The 16,168-nt window shown below is 68.4% G+C and carries 14 protein-coding genes, 2 tRNA genes and 1 pseudogene; 8 read left to right on the top strand and 9 right to left on the bottom strand.

Features of this window, described 5'->3' with window-relative positions:
• Nucleotides 1-74 precede the first annotated feature (74 nt).
• Complete coding sequence (locus tag ABZV58_RS07060) at nucleotides 75-848, top strand: DUF3515 domain-containing protein (protein ID WP_354999267.1); 774 nt, start codon at nucleotides 75-77, stop codon at nucleotides 846-848.
• Between the two features lie 314 nt (nucleotides 849-1,162).
• On the opposite strand, the gene ABZV58_RS07055 is transcribed toward ABZV58_RS07060, so the two are convergent.
• Together ABZV58_RS07055 and ABZV58_RS07050 are read right to left on the bottom strand one after the other, a co-directional pair.
• On the bottom strand, nucleotides 1,163-2,254 hold the full coding sequence (locus ABZV58_RS07055; protein ID WP_354999266.1) for a D-alanine--D-alanine ligase family protein: 1,092 nt from the start codon (nucleotides 2,252-2,254) through the stop codon (nucleotides 1,163-1,165).
• Nucleotides 2,255-2,341: 87 nt separating this feature from the next.
• Nucleotides 2,342-3,352, bottom strand: a complete 1,011-nt coding sequence (locus tag ABZV58_RS07050) for an NAD(P)H-dependent glycerol-3-phosphate dehydrogenase (protein ID WP_354999265.1) — start codon at nucleotides 3,350-3,352, stop codon at nucleotides 2,342-2,344.
• A 31-nt stretch (nucleotides 3,353-3,383) separates the two neighbouring features.
• On the opposite strand from ABZV58_RS07050, the gene cofC reads away from it, so the two are divergent.
• The 3 genes from cofC to ABZV58_RS07035 all read left to right on the top strand — a co-directional run bounded on the left by cofC (nucleotide 3,384) and on the right by ABZV58_RS07035 (nucleotide 7,278).
• A complete protein-coding gene (cofC, locus tag ABZV58_RS07045; RefSeq protein WP_354999264.1) occupies nucleotides 3,384-4,067 on the top strand; it encodes a 2-phospho-L-lactate guanylyltransferase in 684 nt (227 codons plus the stop codon).
• 71 nt (nucleotides 4,068-4,138) lie between these two features.
• Nucleotides 4,139-6,313, top strand: coding sequence for an RNA degradosome polyphosphate kinase (locus ABZV58_RS07040; RefSeq protein ID WP_354999263.1), 2,175 nt, complete (start codon nucleotides 4,139-4,141; stop codon nucleotides 6,311-6,313).
• A gap of 20 nt (nucleotides 6,314-6,333) precedes the next feature.
• Nucleotides 6,334-7,278: an NUDIX hydrolase gene (locus ABZV58_RS07035; protein WP_354999836.1), complete on the top strand. Its 945-nt coding sequence runs from the start codon at nucleotides 6,334-6,336 to the stop codon at nucleotides 7,276-7,278.
• 121 nt (nucleotides 7,279-7,399) lie between these two features.
• On the opposite strand, the gene ABZV58_RS07030 is transcribed toward ABZV58_RS07035, so the two are convergent.
• The 3 genes from ABZV58_RS07030 to leuC form a co-directional block, all read right to left on the bottom strand.
• Nucleotides 7,400-8,053 (bottom strand): HU family DNA-binding protein, encoded by a 654-nt coding sequence (locus ABZV58_RS07030; protein ID WP_354999262.1) that lies wholly within the window; start codon nucleotides 8,051-8,053, stop codon nucleotides 7,400-7,402.
• Nucleotides 8,054-8,210: 157 nt separating this feature from the next.
• A complete protein-coding gene (gene leuD, locus ABZV58_RS07025) occupies nucleotides 8,211-8,819 on the bottom strand; it encodes a 3-isopropylmalate dehydratase small subunit (RefSeq protein ID WP_354999261.1) in 609 nt (202 codons plus the stop codon).
• 37 nt (nucleotides 8,820-8,856) lie between these two features.
• Nucleotides 8,857-10,281: a 3-isopropylmalate dehydratase large subunit gene (gene leuC / locus ABZV58_RS07020; RefSeq protein ID WP_354999260.1), complete on the bottom strand. Its 1,425-nt coding sequence runs from the start codon at nucleotides 10,279-10,281 to the stop codon at nucleotides 8,857-8,859.
• 191 nt (nucleotides 10,282-10,472) lie between these two features.
• Here leuC and ABZV58_RS07015 point away from each other — a divergent pair, with 191 nt between their 5' ends.
• From ABZV58_RS07015 to ABZV58_RS07000, 4 genes and pseudogenes are all read left to right on the top strand, one after another.
• Nucleotides 10,473-11,174 carry an IclR family transcriptional regulator gene (locus ABZV58_RS07015; RefSeq protein ID WP_067781941.1) on the top strand — a complete coding sequence of 234 codons (702 nt, stop codon included), beginning with the start codon at nucleotides 10,473-10,475 and terminating at the stop codon, nucleotides 11,172-11,174.
• Nucleotides 11,175-11,206: 32 nt separating this feature from the next.
• Nucleotides 11,207-11,707 carry a PPOX class F420-dependent oxidoreductase gene (locus ABZV58_RS07010; protein WP_354999259.1) on the top strand — a complete coding sequence of 167 codons (501 nt, stop codon included), beginning with the start codon at nucleotides 11,207-11,209 and terminating at the stop codon, nucleotides 11,705-11,707.
• A gap of 276 nt (nucleotides 11,708-11,983) precedes the next feature.
• Nucleotides 11,984-12,166 (top strand): DUF5302 domain-containing protein, encoded by a 183-nt coding sequence (locus tag ABZV58_RS07005; protein WP_354999258.1) that lies wholly within the window; start codon nucleotides 11,984-11,986, stop codon nucleotides 12,164-12,166.
• 752 nt (nucleotides 12,167-12,918) lie between these two features.
• Nucleotides 12,919-13,026, top strand: a pseudogene (locus ABZV58_RS07000) (4-hydroxy-tetrahydrodipicolinate reductase); the annotation flags it as partial.
• A gap of 329 nt (nucleotides 13,027-13,355) precedes the next feature.
• Here the strand turns inward: ABZV58_RS07000 and ABZV58_RS06995 are convergent.
• From ABZV58_RS06995 to ABZV58_RS06980, 4 genes are all read right to left on the bottom strand, one after another.
• Nucleotides 13,356-13,428, bottom strand: a tRNA-Glu gene (locus ABZV58_RS06995).
• 148 nt (nucleotides 13,429-13,576) lie between these two features.
• Nucleotides 13,577-13,648 (bottom strand) — tRNA-Gln (locus ABZV58_RS06990).
• 253 nt (nucleotides 13,649-13,901) lie between these two features.
• On the bottom strand, nucleotides 13,902-15,377 hold the full coding sequence (gltX, locus tag ABZV58_RS06985) for a glutamate--tRNA ligase (protein WP_354999257.1): 1,476 nt from the start codon (nucleotides 15,375-15,377) through the stop codon (nucleotides 13,902-13,904).
• 13 nt (nucleotides 15,378-15,390) lie between these two features.
• Nucleotides 15,391-16,164: a fumarylacetoacetate hydrolase family protein gene (locus tag ABZV58_RS06980; protein WP_354999256.1), complete on the bottom strand. Its 774-nt coding sequence runs from the start codon at nucleotides 16,162-16,164 to the stop codon at nucleotides 15,391-15,393.
• Between the last annotated feature and the right edge of the window lie 4 nt (nucleotides 16,165-16,168).

Genomic DNA, 16,168 nt, shown 5'->3' with positions numbered 1-16,168 from the left:
CACCCGCCGCGACGCAGCCCGCGCGACCCGCGCCGACCGGCTCCAGCGAGCGCGAAGAGGAAGGACCGGTACGCATGGCGGCGGACTCGTCGGACAGCGACTCGGCGAAGGGGCAGGAACCCACCGAAGGCGAGAAGCCGGCCGACCTCGGCAAGGGCGAGGCCGCCTCGGGTTCCGCCGAGAAGATCAGCGCCACCGAGCAGCCCAAGACCGCCGAGGAACCCGACACCGACGGCACCCCCGGGGTCAGCGGTGAGACCGAACCGGCGGAAAAGCCCAGCGCCGCCGAGGAACCCGAGAGCGGAAGCGACGAATCCCGCTATCCCCCGGCATTGATCGCGACCGCGGTCGCGCTGCCGGTCGTCCTCGTGGTCGCCGTCTTGGTCGCCGCCGTCCTCGCCCGCCGCCTGCCGGTGGAACGCGAGCCGCTGGTGCTGGGCCCCGTGCCCGCGCCCGCCGCTACCGGCGAGGCCTGCACCAAGCTGCTGCCCGCGTTGCCCGCCGACCTCGGCGAGTTCACCAAGTCGACCCTGGTCGAACCCGCTCCGCCCGCCACCCGCGCCTGGCAGCGCCCGGAGGGCGGAGACGCCATCGTGCTGCGCTGCGGCCTGGACCGGCCGCTGGAATTCCACCGCGCCTCACCGTTGCAGATCGTCAACGACGTGCAGTGGTTCGAAGCGCGCGACGACGCCGCCAAGGCGAGCACCTGGTTCGCCGTCGACCGCGAGACCTACATCGCGCTGACGGTGCCGGACGGTTCGGGACCGACCCCGCTGCAAGAGGTCTCCGACACCATCACCGCGAACCTGCCCGCCAAGCCGCTGGACCCCGGTCCGCTGCCGAACTGATCCGCACGCCCGGGATCGGCGCCGTCGCGACCACGGACTTCGGCGCCGATCGAGACTGCGCTGAAGCACCAGCCGCGTCGGCCCGCCGCTCGGATACCCGCCGATAGCAGCGGCATTCGCACCCACCGAGACAACCGACCACAGCCACGCCGCAGCGGGCAGTCTCGTTCCGCCTGCCCGCTCGGAATTCGCGCCGCCGTCAACGGCCCTCGCACCGGCCCGGAACGGTCGACCTCAGCCACGCCGAAGCAGCCAGCCGCCTTCGACCCGCCCGCGCGATCCCGACGAACGCGCAGCGGACCAGGGCTTACCGTTCAGCGCAGGCCGGTCCCGCGAGCCAGCGCGGTCTCGATCAACGTCGAGACCAGCGCGCCGTACTCGACCCCGGTCGCCTCCCACATGCGGGGGTACATGGAGATCGCCGTGAACCCCGGCATGGTGTTGATCTCGTTGATCACCGGCCCCTGGTCGGTGACGAAGAAGTCCACGCGGGCCAGACCCTGGCAGTCGAGCGCGCGGAAGGCGCGGACCGCCAGTTCCCTGATCTGCTCGGCCACCTCGTCGTCCAGCTTCGCCGGAACGTCGAACTCGCAGACGTCGTCGAGGTACTTGGTGTCGAAGTCGTAGAACTCCGGAGCGTCGTCGTCGGGCATCCGTATCTCGGCGATCACGCTGGCCTCGATCCGGCCGTCCGGGAATTCCAGCACGCCGCACTCCACCTCGCGACCGACGATGCCCGACTCCACGATCACCTTCGGATCGTGCGCGCGCGCCGTCGCGATGGCGGTGTCCAGCTCGCTCCAGTCGTCCACCTTCGTGATGCCGAGCGAGGAACCGGCCCGCGCGGGCTTGACGAACACCGGAAGTCCGAGCCGCTCCCGCTCGGCGGCGGACAGCGTCGCGACACCGGGACGCAGCACCACCTGCGTGCCGATCGGCAGGCCGTCGGCCGCGAGCAGTTTCTTCGTGAACTCCTTGTCCATGCCCGCCGCGCTGGCCAGCACGCCGGGGCCCACGTAGGGGATGCCCGCGAGCTCGAGCATGCCTTGCAAGGTGCCGTCCTCGCCGAACGGGCCGTGCAGGATCGGGAAGACCACGTCGACCGAGCCCAGGGCGGCGGAAGGATCATCGAGGGCGACCAGCGACCCCGCGCGCTGCGGGTCCGCGGTCAGGGTCAGTGCGGTGCCGGACGCGTCCACGGCGGGCAGTTCGTCGTCCTTGCGGCGCAGCGCGGCGACGTCGGCTCCGCCGAGCACCCAGGCACCCTCGGCGGTGATGCCGATCGGCACGGCCTCGTACTTCTCCGGATCGAGGTTGCGCAGCACACTACCGGCCGACAGACACGAGACGGCGTGCTCACTGCTGCGCCCGCCGAACACCACGGCCACCCTGATCCGGTTCGTCATGCACCGAACCGTACCCGCACCGAGCACCGCCGCGAGCGCGGACCGGCCCGCTGCGCGGTGGTCATAGCGACCGTTACCCTGCGGCGATCACTCCGGCTTGACCCGCCGCCCGAGCAGATTGCCGACGGCTTCGCGCACCGAGAGGCCCTCGTGACACACCTGGTGCACCGCGTTGGTGAGCGGCATTTCCACGTCGTGCGCGGCGGCCAGCGCGCGCACCGATGTGCACGATTTCACACCCTCGGCGACCTGTCCCTGGGTGGCCTCCTGCGCCGCCTCCATCGATCCGCCCGCGCCGAGCACGTGCCCGAAGGACCGGTTGCGCGACAGCGGCGAGGTGCACGTGGCGACCAGGTCGCCGACACCGGCCAGGCCCGCGAGCGTCACGGGTTCGGCGCCGAGCGCGACGCCGAGCCGGATGATCTCGGCCAGACCGCGGGTGATCAGGCTGGCGATGGAGTTGTCGCCGAGACCCATGCCGGAGGCGATGCCGCAAGCCAGCGCGATGACGTTCTTGCAGGCGCCGCCGATCTCGCAGCCGATCACGTCGGTGTTGGTGTATGGCCGGAAATAGCCGGTGTAGCTGGCCTGCTGAACGGCCTCGGCGCGCGCGGCGTCGGAACAGGCGATCACGGTGGCGGCGGGCTGTCCCGCGGCGATCTCCTTGGCCAGATTCGGTCCGGACAGCACCGCGATGCGGCTGGACTCCGTGCCGGTCACCTCCGCGATGACCTGGCTCATCCGCAACAGTGTGCCGGTCTCGATGCCCTTGGCCAGGCTCAGCAGCGTCGCGTCGTGTTCGGTGATCGCCGTGTGCAGCGCGGGTTTCCACGTCTCGAGATTCGCCCGCAAGGACTGGGACGGCACGGCCAGCACCACGAGCTGCGCCCCCGCGAGCGCCTGTTCGGGATCGTTGGTGGCGGCCACCGCGGGCAGCTGCACGTCCGGCAGATAGAAGGGGTTGCGGTGCTCGGTGGCGAGAGCCTCGGCCACCTCGGCCCGGCGCGCCCAGATGGTGACCTCGGTTCCGGCGTCTGCCAACACCTTCGCGAACGCCGTCCCCCACGATCCCGCACCAAGTACTGCCGCCCTCGTCATCTGCCCAATATGCCATGGAAGGATTGGTGCCATGCGCCCGCACGCCGTGCACGCCGTGATCGCGGTGAAGAGCCTCGATCTGGCCAAGAGCCGACTGGCCGAGCGGCTGCGCCCGGAGCACCGGGCGCGGCTGGTGCTCGCCATGCTCGCCGATACCGTGTCGGCCGCCGCGGCGGTCCCGCAGGTGCGTTCGGTCACCGTCGTCACCCCGGATCCCGCGGTCGCCGAGCTGGCGGACGGGCTCGGCGCGCACGTCCATCCGGAACCGCGCATCACCGACTCCGACGGACTGAACACCGCGCTGTCGGACGCGGCGGCCGCGTTGCGCCGTCGCCACGGGGCGGTCGAACTGCTGGCGCTGCAAGCGGATCTGCCCGCGCTGCGCACGGAAGAACTCGCCGACATGCTGACGGTCGCGCCCGTCGGGCGGCGCGCGGTGGTCATCGATCATGCGGGGACCGGCACGGCCGCGCTCGTCGTCCGCGACCGCGCCGCGCCGCTGGATCCGCGATTCGGCGCCGACTCCGCGCGGCGGCATATCGCGGCGGGCGCAGCCGAGCTGACCGGCCACTGGCCCGGGCTGCGCCTGGATGTCGACACCGCCGCGGATCTCGACCTGGCCGTCGAACTCGGCGCGGGCGACGCCACCCGCGCTGTCCTGCGCGACATCGGCTGGTCCTGCCGTGTTCACGAACCTGTTCGCCGCGTGTGCTAGCCGGTCGCCGAAACGGCGTGATCCGCCCGGCAATCCCGATGTCGACCTGCACACCGCGCGATTCGTAGGGGATGATCGGTGACGTGAGCGATACGGAAACCGTCAAGCAACAGCAGCTGCTTCCCACGCCTCCGCCCGCCGTGACTCCGCTGCGGGCCGAGCAGGCGACGCAGCAGTTGCCACGCGATCGCTACTTGAACAGGGAGCTGAGCTGGCTCGACTTCAACGCCAGGGTGCTGGCGCTGGCCGAGGACGCGTCGCTGCCGTTGCTCGAACGCGCGAAATTCCTGGCGATCTTCGCCTCCAACCTCGACGAGTTCTACATGGTCCGGGTCGCCGGGCTGAAGCGCCGCGCCGAGACCGGGTTGTCGGTGCGCTCGGCCGATGGTCGCTCGCCGAGCGAGCAATTGGAACTGATCGCCGTCCGCACCCAGGAGATCGCGGACCGGCACGCGCGGGCCTTCCTGGATTCGGTGCTGCCCGCGCTCACCGCCGAGGGCATCGCCATCATCGAGTGGCGCGACCTGAACGAGGATGAGCGCCAGCGTCTCTCGGCCTACTTCCAGGATCAGGTCTTCCCGGTGCTGACCCCGCTCGCGGTGGATCCGGCGCATCCATTCCCCTACATCAGCGGGTTGAGCCTCAACCTCGCCGTGACGGTGAAGGACTCCGCCACCGGCGGCGAGCACTTCGCCAGGGTCAAGGTCCCCGACAACGTGGACCGGTTCGTGCGGGTCCGGCGCAATTCGTCGGGCAACCCGGTGGCCGCCTTCCTGCCGATGGAAGAGCTCATCGCCGCACACCTGGATCAGCTGTTCCCCGGCATGGACGTGGTGGAGCACCACTCCTTCCGCATCACCCGCAACGCCGATTTCGAGGTCGACGAGGACCGCGACGAGGACCTGCTGCAGGCGCTCGAGCGCGAACTGGCCCGCCGCCGCTTCGGATCACCGGTGCGGCTGGAGGTCTCCGACGACATGACCGAGCACATGCTCGATCTGCTGTTGCGCGAACTCGACGTCGATCCCGGCGACGTGATCCAGGTGCCCGGCCTGCTGGACCTGTCCTGCCTCTGGCAGGTGTACGGCGTCGACCGGCCGAACCTGAAGGACGCGCCGTACGTTCCGGCCACTCCGCCCGCCTTCGGCGAGCGCGAGACCCCACGCAACGTCTTCCAGGCGCTGCGCGAGGGCGACGTGCTGGTGCACCACCCGTACGACTCGTTCTCCACCAGCGTGCAGCGTTTCATCGAGCAGGCCGCGGCCGACCCGCAGGTGCTCGCGATCAAGCAGACCCTCTACCGCACCTCCGGCGACTCCCCCATCGTCAACGCGCTCATCGACGCCGCCGAGGCGGGCAAGCAGGTGGTCGCGCTGGTGGAGATCAAGGCCCGCTTCGACGAGCAGGCCAACATCAAATGGGCACGGGCGCTGGAGCAGGCGGGCGTGCACGTGGTGTACGGCCTCATCGGTCTGAAGACGCACTGCAAGACGTGTCTGGTGGTGCGGCGCGAGGGTTCGACCATCCGCCGCTACTGCCACATCGGCACCGGCAACTACAACCCGAAGACGGCCCGACTATACGAGGACGTCGGATTACTCACGGCGGCACCGGAAATCGGCGCCGACCTCACGGATCTGTTCAACTCGCTGACCGGCTACTCGCGAAAAGCCAACTACCGCAACCTGCTTGTCGCACCACAGGGCGTACGCGCGGGCATCATCGATCGCATCCAGCGCGAGACCGAACTGGCGCTGCAGGGCGCCGAGGCGCGAATCCGCTTGAAGGCCAACGCGATCGTGGACGAGCAGGTGATCGACGCGCTCTACCGCGCCTCGCAAGCCGGCGTGCCGGTGCAGATCGTGGTGCGCGGCATCTGCGGGCTGCGCCCCGGTGTGCCGGGCATGAGCGACAACATCGAGGTGCGCTCCATCCTCGGCCGCTTCCTCGAGCATTCGCGGATCATGCACTTCCAGGCCCAGGACGAGTACTGGATCGGCAGCGCCGACATGATGCACCGCAACCTGGACCGCCGCGTCGAGGTGATGGCCCAGGTGAAGGATCCGAGAATCTGCGAGCAGTTGGGCGGTGTCTTCGACTCGGCCCTGTATCCGACCACCCGCTGCTGGGTACTCCAAGCGGACGGCAGCTGGCATGCCGCACCGGCACGCACCGGCGTGGACGGTGAGCAGGTCCGCGACCACCAAGAATTCCTCATGCGACTGCGGAGACCGGAACAGCAGTGAAAGCGACGACGGGATACGAGATGGACGGGGGACCGTTCTGGGATCCCCGAGTGACGGCCAATATTCACGCCGCTGGCGCCGTGCTCTGGCGCCGCGCCCCCGGGAAGCCCGGCGGTGTGGAGATCGCGGTCGTGCACCGGCCCAAGTACCAGGACTGGTCGCTGCCCAAGGGCAAGATCGATCCGGGTGAGACCCCGGTGCTCGCCGCCGTACGCGAGGTGCGCGAGGAGACCGGCCTGGATTCCCGCCTCGGCCGGTACCTCGGGCACGTCACCTACCCCATTCCTGGGCACCGCAAACTCAAACGCGTCGATTATTGGGCGGCGGAAGTGGCGGGCGGCGAATTCACCGCCAATACCGAAGTGGATGTGCTGACCTGGTATCCGCTGGACCGGGTGATGGACGAGCTGTCCTATCCGATGGATCGGCAGGTCGTGCGGGCCTTCAGCCGAGTGCCCGCCGTCACCGAGACCCTGTTGCTGGTGCGGCACGCGAAAGCCGGCCACCGCTCCCGTTTCGACGGCCCGGACGACGAACGGCCGCTGGAGCGGGCCGGGCGCGACCAAGCGCAGGCGTTGGTCCCGCATCTGCTGGCCTTCGGCGCGAGCGAGATCTATTCGGCCGATCCGGTGCGCTGCGTGCAGACGATGCAGCCGCTGGCCGAGAAACTCGGCGCGGAGATCCATCTGGAGCCGCTGCTGTCCGAAACCGGTTACGCGGCAGCGCCGGACGAGGCCCGCGAACGCGCCGTCGAGCTGGAGCCACAAGGCGCGGTGCGGGTTCTGTGCAGCCAGGGCAAGGTGATTCCCGATCTGCTGAATTGGTGGGCGGGCCGGTCCGGGCTCACCGTTCCGCCTGCCCGCAATCGCAAGGGCAGCGTCTGGGTGCTGTCCTTCGCCGACGGCCGGATGGTGGCCGCGGACCACCTGGACCGGTCGCTGTCGACAGGCTTGGTGAAGCCGTAGAACGGGGGTTTCCGGCCCCCGAAAACCGGACGCGGACAGACCGAAACGGCCCCGGGATCGAACACCGGGGCCGTTTCCGGTCCGTATGGGTGGGGTAGTCGGCCGGGCCGCCGACTACGCCTCAGCGCGCGCGGCGGGCCGGAGCCTTCTTGGCCGCGGTCTTCTTGGCCGGAGCCTTCTTGGCCGCCGTGGTCTTCTTCGCGGCGGTGGCCTTGGTGGCCGTCTTCTTGGCCGCCGTGGTCTTCTTCGCGGCGGTGGCCTTGGCGGCCGTCTTCTTGGCAGGTGCCTTCTTCGCGGCGGTGGTGGTCTTCCGGGCGGTGGTCTTCGCCGGAGCCTTGGCCGCGGCCTTCTTGGCCGTCGTCTTGGCGGGCGCCTTGGTGGCGGTCGCCTTCTTGGCGGCGGCCTTCTTCGCCGCCGTCTTCTTGGCGGCCGCCTTCTTCGCCGCCACAGGGGCATTCACGCCACGCTTGACCGCAGGACCGGTCGCCGCGAGCTTCTGCTTGCCCGCGATGACCGCCTTGAATTGGGCGCCGGGACGGAACGCGGGCACCGAAGTCGGCTTCACCTTGACGGTTTCGCCGGTGCGCGGGTTCCGAGCCACACGGGCGGCACGCTTACGCTGTTCGAACACACCGAATCCGGTGATCGTGACGCTCTGGCCTTTGTGCACCGCGCGCACGATGGTGTCCACAACATGCTCGACTGCCGCGGTAGCCGTGCGCCTGTCCGTACCCAACTTTTCGGTCAGAACGTCGATCAGTTCCGCCTTGTTCATTGAATCCTCCGCAGACTAATGGCCCGTCGTCGGACCGACTAGGTACCACGGTAAACCCACTTTGAGCAAGAGTCTATGTGCCACGCCAAAATTCATGGTGGTTTAGCACACGTCTAGCTACCGCTCGCCATGACGTCCAGCTATCGCACCTGATTGATTACGCCTGCGAAATATGGGCGGGCAGGGTGGTGGGCTTCCAAGTCGGCCTTGCCTTTTCGAACTCGGCGATGACGTCGCTACGCCGCAGTGTCAGACCGATGTCGTCCAATCCCTCGAGCAGGCGCCACCGGGTGTAGTCATCAATATCGAACGGCAACACGACGGTTCCCGCCGTCACGGTGCGCGCCTGGAGATCCACTACCAATTCGAGACCCGGCTGTTCCTCGATCATCTTCCAGAGCAATTCGACATCGTTCTGTGACATCTGCGCCGCCAACAGGCCGCCCTTGCCCGCATTGCCACGGAAGATGTCGGCGAATCGAGGCGAGATGACCACCCGAAAGCCGTAGTCCGACAGCGCCCATACGGCATGCTCGCGTGAGGAACCGGTACCGAAATCCGGGCCCGCAACCAGCACACTACCCCGGTTGTACGGCTCGGTGTTCAAAATGAAGTCGGGCTCTGTTCGCCAGCCCGCGAACAGGCCGTCCTCGAATCCGGTTCGAGTGACCCGCTTCAGATAGACCGCCGGGATGATCTGGTCGGTGTCGACGTTGGAGCGGCGCAGCGGCACGCCGATCCCCTTGTGCACGGTGAAGGCTTCCATCAGATTCTCCTGGATACGTAGTGGGTGTCGCGCGGCGTCAGTTCAGATCCGCGGGCGAGGACAGAGTTCCGCGGACCGCCGTCGCGGCGGCCACCAGCGGGGAAACCAGATGGGTACGCCCGCCTTTGCCCTGCCTGCCTTCGAAGTTGCGGTTCGAGGTGGAGGCGCAGCGCTGGCCCGGCGAAAGCTGATCCGGGTTCATTCCCAGGCACATCGAACAACCGGCCTGCCGCCATTCGGCGCCCGCCGCGGTGAAAATCTCGCCCAATCCTTCTTTTTCCGCCTGCGCGCGAACCCGCATCGAGCCCGGTACAACCAGCATTCGCACGCCGTCGGCGACGCGCCGTCCCTTCAAAATCCCGGCCACAGCGCGCAAATCCTCGATGCGTCCGTTGGTGCACGATCCGACGAATACGGTGTCGATCGGGATCTCCCGAAGCGGAGTTCCCGGCTCCAAATCCATGTACCGCAGCGCTTTCTCCGCGGCCTCGCGCACCGTCTCGTCGGCAATCTCGGCGGGGTTGGGCACGGTCTCGCCCAGCGGCAGACCCTGACCCGGGTTGGTGCCCCAGGTGACGAACGGCGTCAGCTTGCTCGCGTCGATGTGCACCTCGGCGTCGAAAACGGCGCCCTCGTCCGTCTTCAGCGCGTCCCAGGCGGCCACCGCGGCATCCCAGTCGGCGCCCTCGGGCGCGTGCGGGCGGCCCTTCAGGAACTCGTAGGTGACCTCGTCCGGCGCGATCATGCCGGCGCGGGCGCCCGCCTCGATGGACATGTTGCACATCGTCATCCGCGCCTCCATGGACATGGCGCGCACGGCCTCGCCGCGGTACTCCAGGACATAGCCCTGGCCGCCGCCGGTGCCGATCTGGGCGATGACCGCGAGGATCACGTCCTTACTGGTGACCCCGTGCGGCAGCTGACCGTCGATGTTGATGGCCATCGTCTTGAACGGGCGCAGCGACAAAGTCTGTGTCGCCAGCACGTGTTCGACCTCGCTGGTGCCGATGCCCATCGCCAGCGCGCCGAAAGCGCCGTGCGTGGAGGTGTGGCTGTCGCCGCACACCACGGTCGTGCCGGGCTGGGTCAGGCCGAGCTGCGGACCGACCACGTGCACGATGCCCTGATCCAGATCGCCCATCGGGTGCAGCCGGACACCGAATTCCGCGCAGTTGCGCCGCAGCGTCTCGACCTGGGTGCGGGAAATGGGGTCGGCGATCGGCTTATCGATATCGATGGTGGGGACGTTGTGGTCCTCGGTCGCGATGGTCAGGTCGGGGCGGCGCACCGGCCTGCCCGCGGCCCGCAGTCCGTCGAAGGCCTGCGGACTCGTCACTTCGTGCACCAGGTGCAGATCGATGTAGATCAGATCGGGCTCGCGCGAGGCGCCTTCACCCTCGCCGCGGGCTACGACGTGCTGATCCCACACCTTCTCGGCCAGGGTGCGTGGGCGGTCGGCCATTCTCGATCACCTTTCGGACGAGCAGCGGGGCCGCGCGATTCGGGCTGAGTGCGCGGCGCCTGCTGCACAGAGTTGTGGATTCGGGTCGACGGACATCTCGACCGTGCCGCCCCGCCCTGGCCGCTCGCCTCGGCGGCGGCTTTCTCGGCGGAGTTTGACTATCTCAATATCCGAGACGCTAATATCGTTCTATGAGACAGCATAGCGGTATCGGCGTCCTCGACAAAGCAGTGGCAGTCCTCTATGCCGTCGCGGAGCACCCCTGCGGTCTCAACGAGCTGTGCACCCGTACCGGCCTGCCGAGGGCCACCGCGCACCGGTTGGCCGTCGGGCTCGAGGTGCACCGTCTGCTCGCTCGCGACAACAACGGGACCTGGCGACCGGGTCCGGCCCTAGCCGAACTCGCGGCGGGCGCCACCGATCCGCTCCAGGAGGCCGCGGCGGCCATTCTGCCCCGGCTGCGCGAGATCACCGGCGAGAGCGTCCAGCTGTATTGCCGCGACGGCGGCGCCAGGGTCTGCATCGCCGCCATGGAACCGCCCGTCGGCCTGCGCGACACCGTGCCGATCGGCGCGCGGCTACCGCTGACCGCGGGCTCGGCCGCCAAGGTCTTGCTCGCGTGGGCGGATCCGGAGTTGCAGCGCACCATTCTCGCCGACGCGGTATTCGGTGAGCGCGCACTCGCCGAGGTGCGCAAGCGCGGCTGGGCGCAGAGCGCGGCCGAGCGAGCCGCGGGCGTGGCCAGCGTCTCGGCGCCGGTGCGCGATACGGCGGGCAACGTGATCGCCGCGGTCTCGGTCTCCGGCCCGATCGACCGAATGGGCCGCAGGCCCGGCGCACGCTGGGCGGCCGATCTGGTCGCCGCCGCGGACGCGCTGCACAAGCGCCTGTAACACGTTTCAGATTCGTTCTCTAGAGTTGGCCCATGGGAGTCAACCAACGGGCGCAGATCGTCATGTCGGACGCCGAGATCGCCGAGTTCCTGAAGCGCAGCCGCATCGCGACGCTGGCCACCCTCGGTCCGCAGGGCAGGCCGCACCTGACCGCCATGTGGTTCGCGCTGATCGACGGCGAGATCTGGTTCGAGACCAAGGCCAAATCGCAGAAAGCGGTGAACCTGCGCCGCGATCCGCGCGTCACCTGCATGATCGAGGCCGGGCAGACCTACGACCAGCTGCGCGGGGTGTCCATCGAGGGCCGCGCCGAGATCATCGACGACCCGGAGCGGCTGTTCGCGGTCGGCGTGAGCGTCTGGGAGCGCTACACCGGCCCCTACAGCGACGAGGTTCGGCCGCTGGTGGAGAACATGCTCAACAAGCGGGTCGCGGTGCGCGTGGTGCCCGAGCGGGTACGCAGCTGGGATCACCGCAAGCTAGGCCTGCCCGCGCTGCCGCTCGGCGGCACCACCGCCAACGCCTTGGACTAGGGCATACCTCCGCGTTCGCTCCGGCCACGCGCGGCCTACCGGCGGCGTTCGCTCCGGCCACGCGCGCTTTGCGTACCTCGGCGTTCGCTCCGGCCACGCGCGGGCTACTGGCGGCGTTCGTCCGGCTGTGTCGCCCGGATCGCGCGCTCCGCATCGAAAATCGAGCTGACATCGGCGCTGTCGCGCGTTAGCGTCGAGTCGTTCGACACGATTCGGCCGGGCAGCGCCGCCCAGCGGGTGGCGCTGCGCCGCGGCCGCGACGACGAGGAGCAGGCGATGACGGAATCGGGTAGTTCCAACGGCAGTGCCGAAGATGTGAAGCGCAAGTTCCGCGAGGCGCTGGAGAAGAAGAACGCCCAGCACGCCAAGTCGACCGACCACTTGGACGGCCACTCGAAGGCGACCGCCGCGCACGGCAACGCCAGCCACAAGCGGGAGTTCCGCCGCAAGAGCGGATAACCACCCATCAGGAACGGGGCGCCAGGGATCGCGAACGGCACATCATCCGCGACCCCCTCGAAGGCGCCCCGTCCTTTATTTCCTCGCTCCGAATCGCCTTCGAATACATCGCACGTAGTTCGCCGCGCCGACGAGTTACAGCGCCCACCCGCGCCGCCGACTTCACCCCGACCGAGCTGATCGCCCAGCTCCGCGAATCGTCACCCTCCGCCCGCCGCGCCCCAGGCGCTGGCCCCTCGACCCACTGGTCGACATCATCGTGCACGGCCAAGACATCGCCCGCCCCTAGGGCCGCCTCCGGCACACCCCCACCGACCGCGTGACGACCTCCTTGGACCACGTCCTCCCGGCCGCTTCTACGGCGCCCAGAAACGCCTCCGTGACGCACGCCTGCCCGCGACGGACACCGTTTGGACCCCCAAGCGAGGGCAAAGGGAAGTCGAGCCCACAGCGATCGGCCTACTGCTCCTCGCCACAGCCCGCCAAGCTGCGCGCGCCTGATGCCGCGTCCAGAATGGTCGACACGGCAAACCGCCTGAAGGCCCCTTCCATCCGGCCAGACCGACTGCCTGTGACCTTCATCCACCCGACCTGCGCGCCCGGTGATCCGACCGGGGGTGGCAGGTGGGCCGACTGGCGGTGGCTAACGATCGAATCGCGTGGCCAACCTTCGTGACGGGACACCAGCAGCCCCGTCTAGCCCGTGAACACACCGCAGGCTGCGAACGCCACCCAGGGGCCGCCCCCTGCGCCGGCACGACTCGATCGACCGCTCCTCCTTCGCCCCGGGCGTGCTGCTCGGTGTCCGGGAGATCGGTGGTCGGCCGGGCCTGACCGTCGGGCTCGATCCGTTCTTGGACACGCCGCGAACCGAGAAAGCCCCACGAACACACCAACCGCTCGTCACAGACGACTCGCCCGGCCGCTTCCTTCCCACACCGCAGAGAGGACCGGCGAACGCCGAACAACCGAATCCGGCCACGCTCACCCAAAAGCCGCCCAAGCACAGAACACGTCCGAGAGCCCAAGCAAAGACTCGAAGCGACGACCCACACCAAACGGGACCACCCGCCAAGGGGGTCCGGGGGGCAAAGCCCCTCCGGGCGGGGCGTGGGGGTCGCACCCCCACAAAACACCTGCGAAGCAAGAAAGGCCCATGCTCTCCATGAGCATGGGCCTTCCACTTGCGTAGCCCCGACGGGATTCGAACCCGCGCTACCGCCTTGAGAGGGCGGCGTCCTAGGCCGCTAGACGACGGGGCCAGGACTGATCATTCACTTTCGTGATGATCTCCGTTGATCTTTCGATCTTTGGAAGCTCGGTTAGTTTAGCTGACCGAAGCTCGGCGACCAAATCGCCGGATGCTGAACCACTTTCGGTCGCGAACCGAGAGACGAACAACATTCTCCGCTGGGGTACCAGGACTCGAACCTAGAATGGCTGAACCAGAATCAGCTGTGTTGCCAATTACACCATACCCCAGTGACCAGTCTTTCGACCCCGCCGTCTGGCTGACTTCGGGGCCGCGTTCCGGCCGAGAAAGAGATTACCAAACCCCTACCGGTAAACTACAAATCGGCTGGTCAGAGCCATGTTTTCGGCCGAAATCGCGGTCCGGGGGCCAGCCCGCGCACGTCGAGCGAACCGGTCCCGGCGACCCGCTCGGACCCGGGCGCACCGCCGGACGGTCATCCGTCCACGGCACGCTCGGGTCCGAGCGGGCGTGAGGTAGATCTCAGTCGGCGGGAGCGGTCCACTGCCGCGCGGCAGCCAGCCGAGCCATCGTCGTCTCGCGGCCGAGCAGTTCCAGCGACTCGTACAGCGGCGGGCTGATGTGCGATCCGGTCACCGCGACCCGCACCGGCGCGAAAGCCTTGCGCGGTTTGAGCCCCAAATCGTCGATCAGCGCGGTTTTCAGCGCCTCTTCGATAGCCGGGGTGGTCCAGGACGCCAAAGGCTCCAGCGCGGCGAGCGCGGCGTCGAGTACCGGCACGGCGTCCGCGCCCAGATTCTTCGCGCCCGCCGCGGGATCGATGGCGAACTCTTCGGCAGGCGCGAACAGGAATCGCAAGAGTTCCCAGGCGTCGGCCAGAACCACGATTCTGGTTTGCACCAATTCCGCCGCCGCGGCGAACACCTTCTCGTCCACCTCGGCGCCGATGTGGTTGCGTTCGGTGAGGAACTCGCGCAGCCTGCCGGCGAAATCACCGGGTTCCAGCAATCGGATGTGCTCGGCGTTCAGCGCGTCGGCCTTCTTCTGATCGAAACGCGCCGGATTCGAATTCACTTTCGATATGTCGAAGGCGGCAACCATCTCGGCCATCGAGAACACGTCGTGATCGTCGGCGATGCCCCAACCGAGTAATGCCAGGTAATTCAGCAAACCCTCGGGGATGAATCCGCGGTCGCGGTGGGCGAACAGATTCGACTCTGGATCACGCTTGGACAACTTCTTGTTGCCCTGCCCCATGACGAACGGCAGGTGGCCGAACTCCGGGGTGAACTCCGCCACCCCGATCCGGCGCAGCGCGGCGTACAGCGCCAGCTGACGGGGCGTGGAGGAGAGCAGATCCTCGCCGCGCAGCACGTGGGTGATCCTCATCAGCGCGTCGTCGACCGGGTTGACCAGCGTGTAGAGCGGGTCGCCGTTGCCGCGGGTGAGCGCGAAGTCGGGCACGGAGCCCGCCTTGAAGGTGGTCTCGCCGCGTACCAGGTCGTGCCAGGTGAGGTCCTCGTCGGGCATACGAAGCCGGATCACCGGGGCCCTGCCGTCGGCGCGGAAGGCGGCGACGGCCTCGGCGCTCAGGTCGCGGTCGAAGTTGTCGTAGCCGAGCTTGGGATCCCGGCCCGCGGCGAGATGGCGCGCCTCGACTTCGTCTGGCGTGGAATAGGATTCGTAGGCCTCGCCCGCCTCGAGCAGCTTGCGAACAACGTCGAGGTGCAGTTCGCGGCGCTGCGACTGGCGGTAAGGGCCGTAGGGCCCGCCGACCTCGGGACCCTCGTCCCAGGTGAGGCCGAGCCAGCGCAGCGCGTCGAGGATGGCGCGGTAGGACTCCTCGGAATCGCGTGCCGCGTCGGTGTCCTCGATGCGGAAGACGAAGGTGCCGCCGGTGTGGCGGGCGTACGCCCAGTTGAACAGCGCCGTCCGGATCAGGCCGACGTGCGGTGTACCGGTGGGTGACGGGCAGAAACGGACCCGTACTTCAGTCATGGCTCTCTTTCGATCAGCGTTTGGCGGCAACGGGATTGGTGAGGGTTCCGAGACCCTCGACGGTGACGGACACCTGCTGCCCGTTCTGGACGGGGCCGACGCCCTCCGGTGTTCCGGTCAGGATCACGTCGCCGGGAAGCAGCGTCATGACCGTGCTCACCCATTCGACCAGCTTCGGAATGTCGTGCAGCAGTAGCGAAGTGCGGCTGCGCTGGCGGACCTCGCCGTCGAGCTCGGTGACGATCTCCAGATCCGAAGGGTCCAGCGACGTTTCGATCCACGGGCCGAGCGGGCAGAAGGTGTCGTAGCCTTTGGCGCGTGTCCACTGGCCGTCCTGGCGCTGCTGATCGCGGGCGGTGACGTCGTTGGCGACGGTGTAGCCGAGGATCACGTCCTTGGCGCGGGCGGCGGGCACGTCCTTGCACGGGCGGCCGATGACGACGGCGAGTTCGCCCTCGTAGTCGACCTGAGAGGAGCTGGGCGGCAAGATGATCGGGGCGTTGGGCCCGACGATCGCGGTGCTCGGCTTCATGAAGATCACCGGCTCCTCCGGCGCGGGACCGCCCATCTCCGCGGCGTGCGCGGCGTAGTTCTTGCCGACGCACACCACCTTGCTGGCCAGGATCGGCGCGAGCAGGCGCACGTCGGCCAGCGGCCAGCTCCGTCCGGTGAACGTCGGCGTACCGAACGGGTGTTCCGCGATCTCTTTGGCGATGCTGTCGCTTTCCTCCCCCTCGATGCTGACGAACGCGACCCCATCGGGACTGGCAACTCGACCTAGACGCATGCCC

This window comes from Nocardia sp. NPDC004654 (assembly GCF_040609595.1).
GTDB lineage: Bacteria > Actinomycetota > Actinomycetes > Mycobacteriales > Mycobacteriaceae > Nocardia.
The sequence above is the reverse complement of the archived record's forward strand: the minus strand, read 5'-3'. Positions and strand labels throughout refer to the sequence as shown.